This is a genomic window from Caulobacter sp. GW456-12-1-14-TSB4 (assembly GCF_059424195.1).
Map to the genome: position 1 here is coordinate 36,930 of NZ_JBWKZF010000015.1, position 14,536 is coordinate 51,465.

At 66.9% G+C, this 14,536-nt stretch carries 9 protein-coding genes; 7 read left to right on the forward strand and 2 right to left on the reverse strand.

The features are described from left to right. The first annotated feature begins 202 nt into the window (after positions 1-202). On the forward strand, positions 203-1,573 hold the full coding sequence (locus AC07YH_RS15170) for a glycoside hydrolase family 28 protein (RefSeq protein WP_494747805.1): 1,371 nt from the start codon (positions 203-205) through the stop codon (positions 1,571-1,573). 4 nt (positions 1,574-1,577) lie between these two features. On the opposite strand, the gene AC07YH_RS15175 is transcribed toward AC07YH_RS15170, so the two are convergent. Continuing rightward, positions 1,578-2,519, reverse strand: a complete 942-nt coding sequence (locus AC07YH_RS15175; RefSeq protein WP_494747806.1) for a LysR family transcriptional regulator — start codon at positions 2,517-2,519, stop codon at positions 1,578-1,580. A gap of 94 nt (positions 2,520-2,613) precedes the next feature. On the opposite strand from AC07YH_RS15175, the gene AC07YH_RS15180 reads away from it, so the two are divergent. From AC07YH_RS15180 to AC07YH_RS15205, 6 genes are all read left to right on the forward strand, one after another. Beyond that, a complete protein-coding gene (locus AC07YH_RS15180) occupies positions 2,614-3,801 on the forward strand; it encodes a mandelate racemase/muconate lactonizing enzyme family protein (protein ID WP_494747807.1) in 1,188 nt (395 codons plus the stop codon). A 62-nt stretch (positions 3,802-3,863) separates the two neighbouring features. After that, entirely contained in the window at positions 3,864-5,132 is a 1,269-nt protein-coding gene (gene dctA / locus AC07YH_RS15185) for a C4-dicarboxylate transporter DctA (protein ID WP_494747883.1), read from the forward strand. Between the two features lie 44 nt (positions 5,133-5,176). Further along, a complete protein-coding gene (locus AC07YH_RS15190; RefSeq protein WP_494747808.1) occupies positions 5,177-8,911 on the forward strand; it encodes a LamG-like jellyroll fold domain-containing protein in 3,735 nt (1,244 codons plus the stop codon). Between the two features lie 38 nt (positions 8,912-8,949). After that, entirely contained in the window at positions 8,950-9,156 is a 207-nt protein-coding gene (locus tag AC07YH_RS15195) for a hypothetical protein (RefSeq protein WP_494747809.1), read from the forward strand. A gap of 152 nt (positions 9,157-9,308) precedes the next feature. Continuing rightward, complete coding sequence (locus tag AC07YH_RS15200; RefSeq protein ID WP_494747810.1) at positions 9,309-12,140, forward strand: TonB-dependent receptor; 2,832 nt, start codon at positions 9,309-9,311, stop codon at positions 12,138-12,140. Between the two features lie 116 nt (positions 12,141-12,256). Then, positions 12,257-13,417, forward strand: coding sequence for a YncE family protein (locus tag AC07YH_RS15205; RefSeq protein ID WP_494747811.1), 1,161 nt, complete (start codon positions 12,257-12,259; stop codon positions 13,415-13,417). On the opposite strand, the gene AC07YH_RS15210 is transcribed toward AC07YH_RS15205, so the two are convergent. Next, a complete protein-coding gene (locus AC07YH_RS15210) occupies positions 13,414-14,535 on the reverse strand; it encodes an alpha/beta hydrolase (RefSeq protein WP_494747812.1) in 1,122 nt (373 codons plus the stop codon). The genes AC07YH_RS15205 and AC07YH_RS15210 overlap by 4 nt on opposite strands. Position 14,536 lies beyond the last annotated feature (1 nt).

Here is a 14,536-nt window from a genome sequence, read left to right on the forward strand (position 1 = left end):
CCTTGTTCTCCCGAACAGGGGCCGCTCCGTCGGGAGCGGCCTTTCAACACGTTCGAGAGTGGCGAGGCCGCCTTGCGGCTCTGCATCGCGATTGTGACAAAGCATGACAGGCAATGCCTGGTCGGCATGACGAGCTTCGATTTCGGCATGGGCGAACGGGGGGCGCGTCTCCTAGTCTCCGGCAAAATTCTGGGAGGCGAGTATGCGAAACGGACTGATCACGGCGACCGCGTTGGCGGGCGGTCTGTTGCTGGCGGGTAACGCCGCCTACGCCCAGTCGACCAATACGTTTCCCGCCAAGGTGTGCGACGTCCGTGAGTACGGCGCCGGCGGCACGCGGATCTGGTTCGATACCGAGGCCTTCCAGAAAGCCATCGACGCCTGCGCCCAGGCTGGCGGCGGCACCGTGCGGGTGACGCGCGGCGAATATCTGATCGGCCCGATCTGGCTGAAGTCCAACATCCGCCTGGAGATCCAGAAGGGCGCCGAGGTGCTGGCCGGCACGGACGCGGCGCTGTTCCCGCAGGGCGAGCGCGTGGGCGTGATCAATGTCGATGGGGCCGAGAACGTCGCCATCGTCGGCGAGGGTCTGGTCGATGGCCAGGGCCAGGTCTGGTGGGAGCGGATCCGCGCCGTGTGGCGCTCGATCCCCGACTTCGCCACCAATGGCCAGGCTCGCCAGCAGCAGAAGGACGACCGTCCGCGCCTGGTGTGGATCAACAAGAGCAAGAACGTCCTGTTCGAGGGCCTGCGCTTCGAGAACTCGCCGTCGTTCCACCTGGTGATCAACAACAGCGACTACATCACGATCAACAAGGTCCGCATCACCGCGCCGGCCCACGCGCCGAACACCGATGCGATCGACCCGATGAACAGCCGCCACATCGCCATCACCAACAACGTCATCAGCGTCGGCGACGACATCGTGGCCATCAAGTCGAACGGTCCCGACGCCCGCTATCCGGACGCGGTGTCGTCGGACATCCTGATCGCCAACAACACCATCCTGGAAGGCCGGGGCATCTGCATCGGCAGCGGCGCCAGCGGCGGCGTCCAGCGCGTACGGGTCGAGAACAACACCTTCGAGGGCTCGATGTACGGCCTGCGGATCAAGTCGATGCGCGGCAAGGGCGGAACGATCAAGGACGTGGTGTTCAAGAACAACACCATGAAGGACGTCGAGACCCCGCTGGTCTTCACCAGCTACTACGAGTACCGGCCGCTCGACATCGCCTCGGCCGAGAAGCAGCTGCAGCCGGGCGGCTTCATCCTGGGCAACCAGATCTGGCCGGGCCCGACCGATCCGGCCCAGCCGTTCGTCCGTGACAAGACGCCGGACATGTCGGGCATCGTCGTCGACGGGGTCACCGCCACGGGCGCCGACCTGGCCGGCATCGTCGTGGGCCTGCCCGAGAAGCCGATCGGCATCACGCTGAAGAACATCAAGATCACGGCCAAGAAGGGCCTGCTGGTCCGTAACGCCGAAGTCGCGACGCAGGGCGTGACCATCGCTTCGGCGGACAAGACGCCGTTCCGCAAGGAAGCGGGGGGAGCGATCAAGGCCGCGAAATAGGCTTCTAGCCGTTCGCGGCCAGCGCGTCGTCCTCGGGCGGCGCGCCGTCCGCCCCCTTGAACACCCCCAGCTCCGACCAGAAGCCCTCGGCCGCCAGGCTCTGACGGGCGGCGGGGCGGAAGACGCGGATATCGACGGCGACGTCCCATTCGACGCCGCCGGCGCGGACGAGCCGGCCTTCGGAAACCTCGAGTTCGGCCAAGGTCGCCGGCAGCCACGCCACGCCGCGTCCGTCGCGAGCCATCGGCATCAGGCTGGCGGCCAGGCGAGCCGAGAACACCTCACGCAGTCCCGACGCGCGGTCGATGAACCGTTGTGATTCCAGAATCCGGCCCAGACCCGACTCGGCGCTGTAGCCCAGGTACGGGATGTCGGCGTCGTCTTCCGATAGCGTCCAGCGCGGCTTGCCCGTCTCATCGGGGGCGCAGAACGGGACGAGCGCGTCGCGGCCCACCACCACCGAACGGAACTGCGCGCCGAAGCGCCCCGGCGCGGCGGCATGGTGATGGCACAGCAGAAACTGGGCCTGGCCGTGCAGCATCAGCTCCTCGCAGGCCTGCATGCTGTCGGAGATCAGGCGCACGGGCCCCAGCGGCGCGCGCGATTCCAGCAAACGCATCCACTGCGGGAAGAAGGTGTAGGACAGCGCGTGGGTGGCGGCGAAACGCAGGGTCGCGGCCTCCTTGCCGCCAGCCTCGCGCGCTTCGCGGCGCAGCTGGATGATCCGGCGGATCAGCTCGTCGGCCCCGGTGCGGAACTGCTGGCCGGCGGCGGTCAGGGCCACGCCGTTGGCGGTGCGGTCGAACAGGGGCGCGCCGATCCAGTCCTCCAGCGCCCGGATGCGGCGGCTGAAGGCGGGCTGGGTGACGTTGCGGTTCTCCGCCGCGCGCGAAAAGTTGCCCGTCTCGGCCAGCGCCACGAAGTCTTCGAGCCAGATCAATTCCATGGATGATGCCTGTTACGCATAGCGACCGTCGAGAATGGCATTGGCCCGTCGAAAGGGTGTCGGCCTAGGGTTTGTCCGACAAGTGGAGAACCCCGTGCGCATTCTAGACATCCGCGAGAAGACGGTCTCAATCGCCTCGCCGATCGCCAACGCCTATATCGATTTTTCGAAGATGACCTGTTCGGTCGTCGCCGTCATCACCGATGTGATCCGCGACGGCAAGCCGGTCATTGGCTACGGCTTCAATTCCAACGGCCGCTATGGGCAAGGCGCCTTGATGCGCGAGCGCTTCTTGCCGCGCCTGGCCGAGGCCAAGCCCGACAGCCTGATCGACGAGAAGAACGACAACCTCGACCCGTTCGCCATCTGGAACACCCTGATGACCAACGAGAAGCCGGGCGGTCACGGCGAACGCTCGGTGGCGGTCGGGACGATCGACATGGCCGTCTGGGACGCCGTCGCCAAGATCGCCGAGAAGCCGCTGTACCAGCTGCTGGCCGAGCGCTATCGCGGCGGCCAGGCCGACGACAAGGTCTGGGTCTACGCCGCCGGCGGCTATTATTATCCGGGCAAGGACGACGCCCAACTGCAGGCCGAGATGCGCAGCTATCGCGACCGTGGCTACAAGGTCGTGAAGATGAAGATCGGCGGCGCCTCGCTGGACGTCGATCTGCGCCGCATCGAGTCGGTGCTGGAGATCGTCGGCGACGGCCAGAACCTGGCGGTGGACGCCAACGGCCGCTTCGACCTGGAGACGGGCCTGGCCTATGCCGAGGCCCTGAAGCCCTACAATCTGTTCTGGTACGAAGAGGTCGGCGACCCGCTGGACTACGCCCTGCAGGCCGAGCTTTCCAAGCACTACGAGCTGCCGATGGCGACCGGCGAGAACCTGTTCTCGCACCAGGACGCCCGCAACCTGCTGCGTCACGGCGGCATGCGTCCGGACCGCGACTACCTGCAGTTCGACTGCGCCCTGTCCTACGGCTTGGTCGAGTACCTGCGCACCCTGAGTGTTCTGGACGAAAACGGCTGGTCGTCGCGTCGGATCGTGCCGCACGGCGGCCACCAGATGTCGCTGAACATCGCCGCCGGCCTGCACCTGGGCGGCAACGAGTCCTACCCCGACGTCTTCAAGCCGTTCGGCGGCTTCGCCGACGGCATTCGGGTCGAGAACAGCTATGTCGGCCTGCCGGACGTCCCGGGCGTCGGCTTCGAGGCCAAGTCGGAGCTTTACGCCCTGATGCGCACCTTGACCGAGGATGTGGCGCACCGCGCGGCTTGATAAAGAAAACACGGGACGACCCGGCGAAGACAGCCGGGCGTCCCCGGGGGGACTTGAAGACCTTGAACGCCAAGCGCCTGCTTTCGCAGATCTACATCCAGGTCCTGATCGGTATCCTGATCGGGGCCCTGGTCGGCTATTTCTTCCCCCAGGTCGGGACGGCGCTGAAGCCGCTGGCCGACGGCTTCATCAAGCTGATCAAGATGCTGCTGGCCCCGATCATCTTCGGGACCGTGGTGGTGGGCATGGCTCGCATGGGCGACCTGAAGGAGGTCGGCCGGATCGGCGCCAAGGCCCTGATCTATTTCGAGGTGCTGTCGACCATCGCCCTGGTGATCGGTCTGGTCGTCGTCAACCTGGTCAAGCCAGGCGTCGGCATGAACATCGACGCCGGCGCCCTGGACGGCAAGCAACTGGCCACCTTCACCGAGGCGGCCAAGGAGCAGGGGATCATCCATTTCCTGCTGGACATCATCCCCACCACCTTCGTCGACGCCTTCGCCAAGGGCGCGATGCTGCAAGTCATCTTGCTGTCGGTGCTGACCGGCGTGGCCGCCAGCCAGATGGGCGAGCGGGCCAAGCCGCTGGTCGACTTCATCGACCTGTTCCTGGAAGCCCTGTTCAAGATCGTGGCCATCGTCATGCGCCTGGCGCCGCTGGGCGCGGGGGCGGGGATCGCCTTCACCATCGGCAAGTACGGTCTCGACACCCTGTGGTCGCTGGGCCGCCTGCTGCTGGCGCTCTACATCACCTCGGCGGCCTTCGTCGTGATCGTGCTGGGGCTGGTCATGCGCTCGACGGGCCTGTCGTTCTGGAAATTCATGGGCTTCATCCGCGAGGAGATCTTCGTGGTCCTGGGCACCTGCTCGACCGAGGCGGTGCTGCCCAAGCTGATGCAGAAGCTGGAGGCGATGGGCTGCGCCAAGCCGGTCGTCGGCCTGGTCCTGCCCGCCGGCTATACCTTCAACGCGGACGGCACCTGCATCTACCTGACCCTGGCCACGGTGTTCGTGGCGCAGGCGACCAACACCCACCTGTCGATCTTCGACCAGGTGGTGATCCTGGGCGTGCTGCTGTTGACCTCGAAGGGCTCGGCGGGTGTGGCGGGCGCGGGCTTCATCACCCTGGCCGCGACGCTGTCGACCCTGCACGCCATCCCGGTCAGCGGCCTCGTCCTGCTGCTGGGCGTCGACCGGTTCCTCAACGAGGCGCGGGCGGTGACCAATTTGATCGGCAACAGCGTCGCCACCGTGGCGATCGCCAAGTGGGACGGGGCCCTGGACATGGACCAGGCCCGCGCGACCCTTGCCAAAGGCGCGACAAGCGCATGACCCTTTCTCAGTTCGAGCTTACCCCGAAGAGGAGCGCCAAGTTGGTGCGTCGATCGAACAAGGCCCTGCGGGCCGCTCTCCTGGCCACCGCCGCTCTGGCCCTGCCGACCATCGGCAGGGCCGACGGCCTTCTGTTCCACCTCACGGGCGACAAGGGCCTGAAGGCGGACGTGGCGGCCGGGGAGGCGACGCCGAACTTCGCCGACAAGGTCAAGCTCAAGACCGACCCCGTGCACGGCGCCTATATCGAGGCCTCCAGCGAGCAGGTCCTGAGCTGGATGGCCCCGGGCAACATCTACGCCCAGCGCGGCACGCTCAGCTTCTATTGGCGCGGCCGTGACCCGATCGGAACCACGCCGTTCCCGCTGTTCCGCGTCGGCTATGCCGACCACACCAGCTGGGACATGGCCTGGTTGCGCATCGACTGGAACGGCAAGGGCTTCGACGCCTTCGTCACCGACAACAACCTCTCGCGCGTGCGGGTCTCGACCACCCAGGCCGCGCCCAAGCCCGACCAGTGGGTGCTGGTCACCTTCACCTGGGACGAGGCCAAGGGCATTACGCTCTATATCGACGGCAAGCCGGTCGCCGCCAAGGCCCAGACCGCCGCGCTGGACGCCGGCCTCGACCAGTTCGGCCCGCACAGCCGCGTGGTCTCGCCCCACCAGGTGCAGAGCGCCTACCAGTTCATCCGCGGCGGCGATGTCGACGACATCCGCATCTACGACCACGCCCTCAGCGACGGCGACGTCGCGGACTTGGCCGCCGGCAAGGAGCCGAGCAGCGCCGCGCCCGCGCCGGACATGAAGGCCTGGGCCTATCGCTACGGCTGGAACCGGCCGGCTGATCCGCCGCCGTACCTGGCCGACGCGGCGACCCGCATCCGCAAGGTCCAGTTCACCGAGCAGTTCGATCTGAAGGAGCGCATGAGCCTGGGCTCGGACGGCATCGCCGAGACCACCTGGCCGGGCGTCTACAACCGCTCCAAGCTGCCGGGCCGCCACGACTATTTCGAGCTGCCCGACTGGAACGTCTACACCGAGGGCGGCAAGGGCATCACCTTCACCCTGCCCAACGAGCAATGGAACCGTCTGGAGTTTCAGGGCGCGGCCTATGGCACGCTGACCGGACCGGACAAGCTGCTGATCAAGCGCCCGCAGGGCGAGCTGCGCACGCTGAACCAGTTCACCGCCCGCACGGGCGGCCAGCTGAAGTTCGAGAACGTGGTCCAGGAGACCCCGATCCAAGAACTGGGCGCCTACTACGTGGCCGGCGGCGCGGAGCCCGACGAGACGACCTTGAGCTACAAGGTCAAGCTGGACGCCGATGTCGGAGTCTATCCGTCGCTGGACGAGCTTACCGCCTTCGTGAAGGACCGCTTCGCCGCCGGCGAGCGGACCATGGTCGCGGCCCTGCCGGCCAAGGCCCCGACTTCGCCTCGCAAGGCTGAAGCCGGCGCGAGCCTGCCGATCGCCCACATCCTGATCCCGGCCGACTTCCGCCAGACCCGCGCCGCCGGTCCGGTCGGCAAGTTCCAGTACGGCTGGCAGGGTATGGACGCCGGCCTGGACGGCGTGGCGATCGACATTCCTGCTTTGAAGGTCGCGCCGCTGGCGAACGGCCTCTTCCCGCTGAACATCAAGGTCAAGGACCCGCTGTGGCCGGGCCGCGATCTGCTGGACGTCAATGTCTCGGTCAAGCCGGGCGAGGCGCGGACCGTGTTCCTCGACACCCGTGACCGGATGATCATGCCGGGCAAGAGCCTGCTGATCACCATCGCCGGGGCCGGCGCGGACTTCGACGCCCGCCAGCTGGACGGCATGAACGTCCGCCTGAAGTTCAAGCCCGCCGAGGACGCCAAGGCCGAGCACGTCGCCGATCGTCTGGGCGAGGCGCGCGACAACCTGGCCTTCCTGGTGGAAGAGCACGACGTCTCCAAGCGCTTGGCCCGCTATGCGCGCCTGGACCTGGAGCTGTCGGACCTGCTGCGGATCGATCCGAAGAACCAGCACGGTCGCGAGATGTGGGCCGAGCTGAACCCTGAACAGCCCGGCGTGCCGGTCACCGTCCCGGCGACCCCGGCCGGCGTCCCGGCCTGGGCCTTCCTGCAGACGGAAGACCTCAAGCGGGTCCGCAAATTTATCGAGTGGTGGATCGACAACCGCCAGGTCGCTTACGGCGACTTCGGCGGCGGCATCTCGGACGATGACGACCTGACCCAGCAGTGGCCGCCTCTGGCCCTGATGGGCGACATCCCCGACAAGGTCACCGCCTCGCTGAACGCCCTCGTGGACGCGGCCTACAAGAACGACATGCTTCCGAATGGTCTTGGCAAGATCAAGACCGACGAGCTGCACTCGTACGAAGAGGCGATCAACGCCAAGTCCGAGGCCATGTACACCGGCTACGGCGACCCCAAGGTCGTCGAGCGGCTGATGGAGACGGCGCGGGCCTATCCGACCGTCATGCAGAAGGCCGAGGACGGCCACGTCCACGTGATCAGTCGGTTCTTCTCGGCCACCGACGTGTCGCGAGACGGCCCGTGGGGCTGGTCGCATCCGTACTCGTACCTGATCCTGCATCCGGGCGTCGTGCTGTCCGACTTCAACGGCGACCCGACCATCAAGAAGCTGGTCGTCGATCTGGCCGATGGCCACATGGCCCACGGCAAGCAGCGGCCCGACGGCTCGTGGGTCTATCCGGAGGACATCCATTCTGCGACCGGTGAGAGCCGCGGCGAACTGGTGGCCGGCGCGCGGGGCAATGTCTCGACCGCCCAGCTGTTCTGGGCCGCCTGGCGCTGGACCGGCGACGACAAGTACCTGCGGCCGCTGAAGGGCGAGATGGTCAAGGGCAAGCTGGCCGATCTCGACGAGCTCAACGCCGACGTCATCGACAAGCTGGGCATGCGCGATACGTGGGGCGCCAAGCTGAAGGCCGACGCAGACGCCGGCGCGGACGACGCCTACACGCTTTACCAGGCCTGGAAGACCAGCGGCGACACCAAGTACCTGGAGAAGGTCTTCCACGACGAGGTCGTCACGGCCGAGCAGCGCATGTGGATGATGACCGACGCCCACTGGTGGTCGGACCGCGTGGAGCTCTTCAGCGACACCCTGCAGCGCACCCGCCTGGGCGGCATGGCCCTGCGTCGCAACCAGCTGGTCCCCGGCCACCTGGTCAGCTGGCGCTTCGACACGCCGACCGCGGCCGAGGATGTCGGCATCCTGGTCACCGGCACCGGCGAGAAGAGCTTCAAGGTCACGGCCTTCAACCTGACCGACAAGCCGATGCATGCGGTGATGACCGGCTGGGACGTTTCGGCCGGCCAGTGGAGCGTGGTCCGCGCGGTGGACGGCGCCGCCGATCCGGCCGCCGAGGTCGCCTTCGAGCGCACCGCCGGTCTCGACGTGACCTTTGCCCCCGGCAAGACCACGACCTGGGAATTCACCTTGAAGACCCCAGGCGAGGCGCCCGCCACGCGCTTCGATCTCGGTATCGGCGTCGATGACGTGAAGGCCAAGAAGAGCGGCATCGACGTCACGGTCCACAGCCTGGGCGCCAAGCCCGCGCCGGCCAGCGTCGTGATCCTGGAGGACGGGCAGGGCAAGGAACTGGCTCGCGCCACGGTCCCGGGCCTGGCCGCGCCGCTGGACCTGAAGCCCAAGACAGCCAAGGTCGCGCTGAAGGGTGAGTGGAAGGCCGGCTACCGCGTCCGCATCAAGGCTGACGGGGCCGAGATCACCCAACTCAACAACACCGTTGTCGCCAAACCGTAAGCATCAAGGAGGGCGCCCTTCGGGGCGCCCGCGTTCCCATGGCCGAAACCGTCACCATCTCCCGCGAAACCTTCCAGGCTCTGCGCACCCGGCTGCCCGCCGTGACGCGCGAGCGGATCTTCGACTGCTACGCGATCAGCGAGACCACCTGGAACAAGCTGCGCGACGCCAAGCCGATCAAGCGCACGACCCTCGACCGCATCCTGGCGCGCTATGCGCTTCTGGAGCGCCGGGAAGCCGCATAGGGGTTGATGCCGAACCAGCATAACCGCGTTCCAACACGGCATTGGCCGGCGCGGTCGACCCGACCCTAACCTTCCTGACAAGACGCCAAGCTCGCGCTCACTGCGCCAGCCCAAGGACGTCGGCAACAAGAAGGCCCGACAGGGGAGGGACTATGCGTACCAAGGAACGCCAGCTTTGGCTGGCCAGCGTCTCGGCTGCGGCCGTGGGTTTGGCTTTCGCGGGGGCCGCGTCGGCCCAGCAAGCCGCGCCCGCCGCGCCGGCGGAAGACAACTCGGTGACCGAAGTGGTCGTCACCGGCTTCCGCTCCAGCCTGGACAAGGCTCTGAACGTCAAGCGGTCGGAAGCCGCCGCCGTCGACTCGATCCTGGCCGAGGACATCGGCAAGTTCCCCGACCTCAACCTCTCGGAATCCATCCAGCGCATCCCGGGCGTGGCCCTGGCGCGTGACGGCGGCGAAGGCCGTCAGATCTCGGTGCGTGGCCTGGGTCCCCAGTTCACCCGCGTCCGCATCAACGGCATGGAAGCCCTGACGACCGCCGGCGGCGCCGACGCCTCGGGCGGCACCAACCGCGGCCGCTCGTTCGACTTCAACGTCTTCGCCTCCGACCTCTTCAACGCCATCACGGTGCGCAAGACCGCCACGGCCGATACCGAAGAAGGCTCGCTGGGCGCGACCGTCGATCTGCGCACGGCCCGTCCGTTCGACTACAAGGGCTTCACGATGGTGGGCTCGGCGCAGCTGGGCTACAACGACCTGGCCAAGTCGAAGAACCCGCGCGGCGCGTTCATGATCAGCAACACCTGGGGCGACGGCAAGTTCGGCGCCCTGCTGTCGGTGGCCTATTCGCAGCGCAAGCTGGTGGACGAAGGCTCCTCGACGGTGCGCTGGGCGACCGGTAACGCCTTCTCGCCGGGCTTCAACGCCCTGCCGAACGGCGCGGGCCTGCCGACCACGCTCAACCCGGCCGAGGCCGCCAACAACGCCGCCTTCCACCCGCGCTTCCCGCGCTTCGATATCTACAAGGACGACCAGAAGCGCCTGGGCGGCACCCTGTCGCTGCAATATGCGCCGACGGACAAGACCGAGATCAGCCTCGACGTCCTCTATGCCGACTTCAAGGGCACCCGCGAGGAACAGTATCTGGAGGCCCCGTCCTTCAGCGTCGGCGGCGCTTGTACGGCCGCCAACGTCAGCAACTCGTGCGGCATCGCCCAGACCCAGGTGGTCTCGGCGACGATCGACAGCGCGACCAACACCATGACCAAGGGCGTGTTCAACAATGTCGATCTGCGCGTCGAGGACCGCTTCGACAAGCTCGACACCAAGTTCACGCAATATGGTCTGTCGGGTAAGCACCACTTCACCGACGACATCGTGGTCGAAGGTCTGTTGGGTCACTCCAAGTCGGACCACCAGAACCCGATCCAGACCACGGTCCAGTTCGATCAGTTCAACATCCAGGGCTATTCTTACGACTACACGCAAGGCCGCAACCCGGTCATCGGCTACGGCAACGCCAAGCTGACCGACCCGAACGCCTGGGTGCTGACCCAGATCCGCATCCGTCCGCAGTCGGCCGTCAACACCTACGACGTCGCGTCGCTGGACGGCTCTTGGGACAATCTGGGCATCTTCAAGCTGTCGGCCGGCGTCTCGTTCAAGAAGTACGACTTCGAGACCACCGAATTCCGCCGCTCGAACGGCACCAGCACCAATATCGAGCCGACCGTGCCGGCCGCTCTCGTGGCGATCGACAAGTCGTCTTACGGACAGGTGGTCAACTTCGCCGGCTTCAACAGCCTGATCCCCGACACCCTGAAGGCCGCCAACGCGCTCAGCCTCTACGATCAGACCGCTTACGGCGGCACGTTCAAGATGGGCAAGGAACCGGCGCTGGGGAACAACCGCGGCGTCCAGGAGAAGGACAGCGGCGGCTACGTCCAGGCCGACTGGAACACCCAGATCGGCGAGTGGCCGTTCCGCGGTAACGTCGGCGTTCGCTATGTCGAGACCGAGCAGGCCTCGAACGGCTACACCTATGTCTCAGGCTCGCCGCTGGCGATCTCGGCCGAGCGCAAGTACCACGACACCCTGCCGTCGATGAACATGGTGCTGGAGCCGCGCGACAACTTCCTGATCCGCTTCGGCGCGGCCAAGGTGATGTCGCGTCCGGACCTGGGTTCGCTCACGCCGGGCGCCACGGTCAGCGTCTCGGGCGCCGGTCGCTCGGTCAGCGCGGGCAACCCCAACCTCGATCCGTTCCGCGCCAAGGCCTACGACCTGTCGTTCGAGTGGTACTTCCAGAAGTCGGCCCTGCTGTCGCTGGCCCTCTTCAAGAAGGACATCAACAGCCTGGTCCAGACGCTGCAGACCAACACGACGTTCACCGGCAACCCGTTCGGCCTGCCGGACAGCGTGGCCATCGCCGCCTGCGGCACGACCAACGGCTGCAGCCCCTCGGCGCAATGGCAGTTCAGCACTCCGGTCAACACGCCCGGGGGCACGCTGAAGGGCTTCGAGATCAACTACCAGCAGCCCTTCAGCTTCCTGCCGGGCGCGCTCAAGCACACCGGCGTCCTGCTGAACTACACGGGCGTGAAGTCCGAGATCCAGTACCTGAACGGGGCCGGCGCGGTCATCGCCACCGGCGACCTGACGGGTCTGTCGCGCAGCTCCTACAACGCCACCCTCTATTACGAGGACAGCAAGTGGAGCGCTCGCGTCTCGGCGGCCTATCGCGACAACTATCTGACCCGCATCCCGGGTTCGGAAGCGGGCACCAACGCCGACGGCACCAAGGCGACGCTGAACGTCGACGCCTCGCTGCAGTACACGCTGAACGACCACTTCAAGCTGTCGCTGGAAGGCGTGAACCTGACCGACGAGTACCAGGACCAGTTCAACGACAGCGTCGCCGACCGGTCCTCGTTCTACCACCACACCGGACGCGAGTTCATCCTGGGCCTGCGGTATACCTTCTAGCCTGGGCATGAAGCGGTTCTGACCTGTCCTCCCTTGTCAGGATCGCGGCCAGGCGCGCGGACGCCAATACTCCTCCCGGCGTCCGCGCGCCTGGCGATCTTTCGAACGGTGCGGCGATGCGTATTCGAGTTCTGAGCGGCGTGGTCGCCATGGGCCTTCTGGCCCTGCCTTGCGGAGGGCGGGCCCAGATCGCCGTGTCGGCCAATGACGGCAAGCAGGTGCTGGCGGACGGCGAACAGGTCGTCCCAACCAAGCCCCTGCCGGACACCGTCACGCTGATCGATCTCGGCGCGTCGCCGCCAAGACTTCTCGGCTCGGTCGAGGCCCCGACCAGCATCATTGGCCCTCCCGCCAGTGTCGCCGTCGCGCCCGACGAGTCGATCGCCCTGGTCACCGCGGCCCGTAAGCTCTCCCCAGCTGGGCCCGGTGGCCAGGGGACCGATGACAAGGTCAGCGTCATCGCCCTGAAGGACGGCCCGCCGCGCGTCGTCGCCACCTTGCAGGCCGGGCAGGGCGCTTCGGGCGTCTCGATCAGCCCTGACGGCAAGCTGGCCCTGGTCGCCAACCGCGCCGAGGGCACGGTCTCGATCTTCAGCATTTCTGGTCAGGTTGTCCGACCCGCTGGGTCGGTGGTCATCGGTGACGCCAAGTCCGCGCCGGCCGAGCCTATCTTCTTCGATGGCGGCAAACGCGCCCTGGTCAGCCGTGACGGCGACCACAAGATCTCGGTGCTGAAGATCGATGGGACGGCCGTGACGGTCGAGCCCAAAACCCTTGCTCCTGGCCTGCGCCCCTATCAGATCGACACCGTCGGCCCGCGCCGCTTCGCCGTGGTCGGCAATATCGGCGGCGGTGGCAAGGACATGGATACGGTCAGCTTGATCGACCTCGTCTCCGAGGCCTTCCCACGCGTCATCGACGTCGTCTCCGTGGGCCTGACGCCCGAGGGGCTGAAGATGTCGCCGGACGGTCGTTTCGTAGCGGTCAATGTCAACGACGGCTCCAACGCCAGCGCCAAGTCACCGCGCTATTCCAAGCAAGGCCTGGTCCAGGTCTGGCGGATCGACGAGCCCGGCAAGCTGGTCAAGGTCACCGAGGCCCGCACCGGCGCCTGGGGGCAGGGGATCGCCTGGTCCAGGGACGGCAAGACCCTGCTGGTCCAGTGCGCGGTCGAACAACGCCTCGACGTGTTCGGCTTCGACGGCAAGCGCCTGAAGGCCAAGGGCGCGATCGCCCTGCCGGCCGGACCGGCGGCGATCCGCACCGCCGAGCCTTAGTCGAGCTTTTTCGCCTTGAGCCAGTCCTGGATCAGCTTGGCGATCTGCGTCGAGTGCTTCTCGATCATCACCATGTGACCGTCGCCGTGCAGGCCCACGTCCTCCAGCCGCGTGAAGTCGGTGGCGACGCTGGCCTGGCGCAGATAGCGCACCGTGCAGTGGTCGTAGCCCGCATGGTACGAGGCCTCGGACACCAGCACGAAGATCGGGAACCGCGACAGGTTCACCAGCTTGCGCGCCGGTTCGGGCTGCAGCCAGCAGCGGACCAGGTCGGGCTTCTCCGGCGTCGCCTCCTGGACCCGGCCTAGGTCGGCGGGCGAGGTCAGCGCCGGGGCATAGGCCAGCGGCGTCGTGGTCAGGCCGTAGGGCCGCGAAAGCTTGTCCGGATCGGAGTCGCCCCACGGCGGCGGGGCGCCGAAGAACGGCGGGCCGCTGGGTTCGACCGCGACGATGGCCTTGACCAGCGCCGGCCGCGCCTCGCCGATCGCCCAGCCGAACGCGCCGGACTGCGAGTGGGTGACGATGATGGCCGGTCCAATCTTGTCCAGCAGCGCCGCGCCGGCGTCGGCGACCAGCTTGGCGGAGACATCGCCGCCGGCGCTCTCGACCTGCGTGGCGTAGAACTGGTCGAAGATCGGATCGCCCGGCTTGCCGGTTCCCGGGAAGCCTGAGTGGAGCTTGGCTTGCGGCCAGCCTTGCGGTTGTCCTGGCGCGGGTTCGAAGTTCTGGGTGGCCGTGAAGCGCTTCTGCAGGAACTCCGGCGTTTGCCGCTTCACCGAGCCGTACGAGACCTCATAACCCGAAGCGCCACGTCCCGGCTGATCCATCAGATAGACCGTCCAGCCGGCGTCGGCGAATACCTGGGCCCAGCCGGGACGGCCGTCCGGCGTGGAGAGGAAGTTGGTCACCGTCTGGCCGGCGCCGGGAATGAACACCAGCGGCGTCTTATGCAGCGGCTTGTCCGGTTTCATGAACAGCACGTGCGCCTGGCCGGCCATCGCCTGGCCTTCGTGGACGTAGTGTCCGCCGACGAAGAAGGTCCCGACCTCGGTGGCCTGGGTCGGGGCGGCAGCGCAGCAGAGCGCCAGGGCCAGGAGCGAAACGGCGAGCTTTTTCATG

Bases quoted from the DNA above. Each gene is read 5' to 3' on its own strand.
- AC07YH_RS15205 (WP_494747811.1), top strand. From the start codon at position 12,257: ATGCGTATTCGAGTTCTGAGCGGCGTGGTCGCCATGGGCCTTCTGGCC.
- AC07YH_RS15200 (WP_494747810.1), top strand. From the start codon at position 9,309: ATGCGTACCAAGGAACGCCAGCTTTGGCTGGCCAGCGTCTCGGCTGCG.
- AC07YH_RS15170 (WP_494747805.1), top strand. From the start codon at position 203: ATGCGAAACGGACTGATCACGGCGACCGCGTTGGCGGGCGGTCTGTTG.
- AC07YH_RS15175 (WP_494747806.1), bottom strand. From the start codon at position 2,519: ATGGAATTGATCTGGCTCGAAGACTTCGTGGCGCTGGCCGAGACGGGC.
- AC07YH_RS15195 (WP_494747809.1), top strand. From the start codon at position 8,950: ATGGCCGAAACCGTCACCATCTCCCGCGAAACCTTCCAGGCTCTGCGC.
- AC07YH_RS15210 (WP_494747812.1), bottom strand. From the start codon at position 14,535: ATGAAAAAGCTCGCCGTTTCGCTCCTGGCCCTGGCGCTCTGCTGCGCT.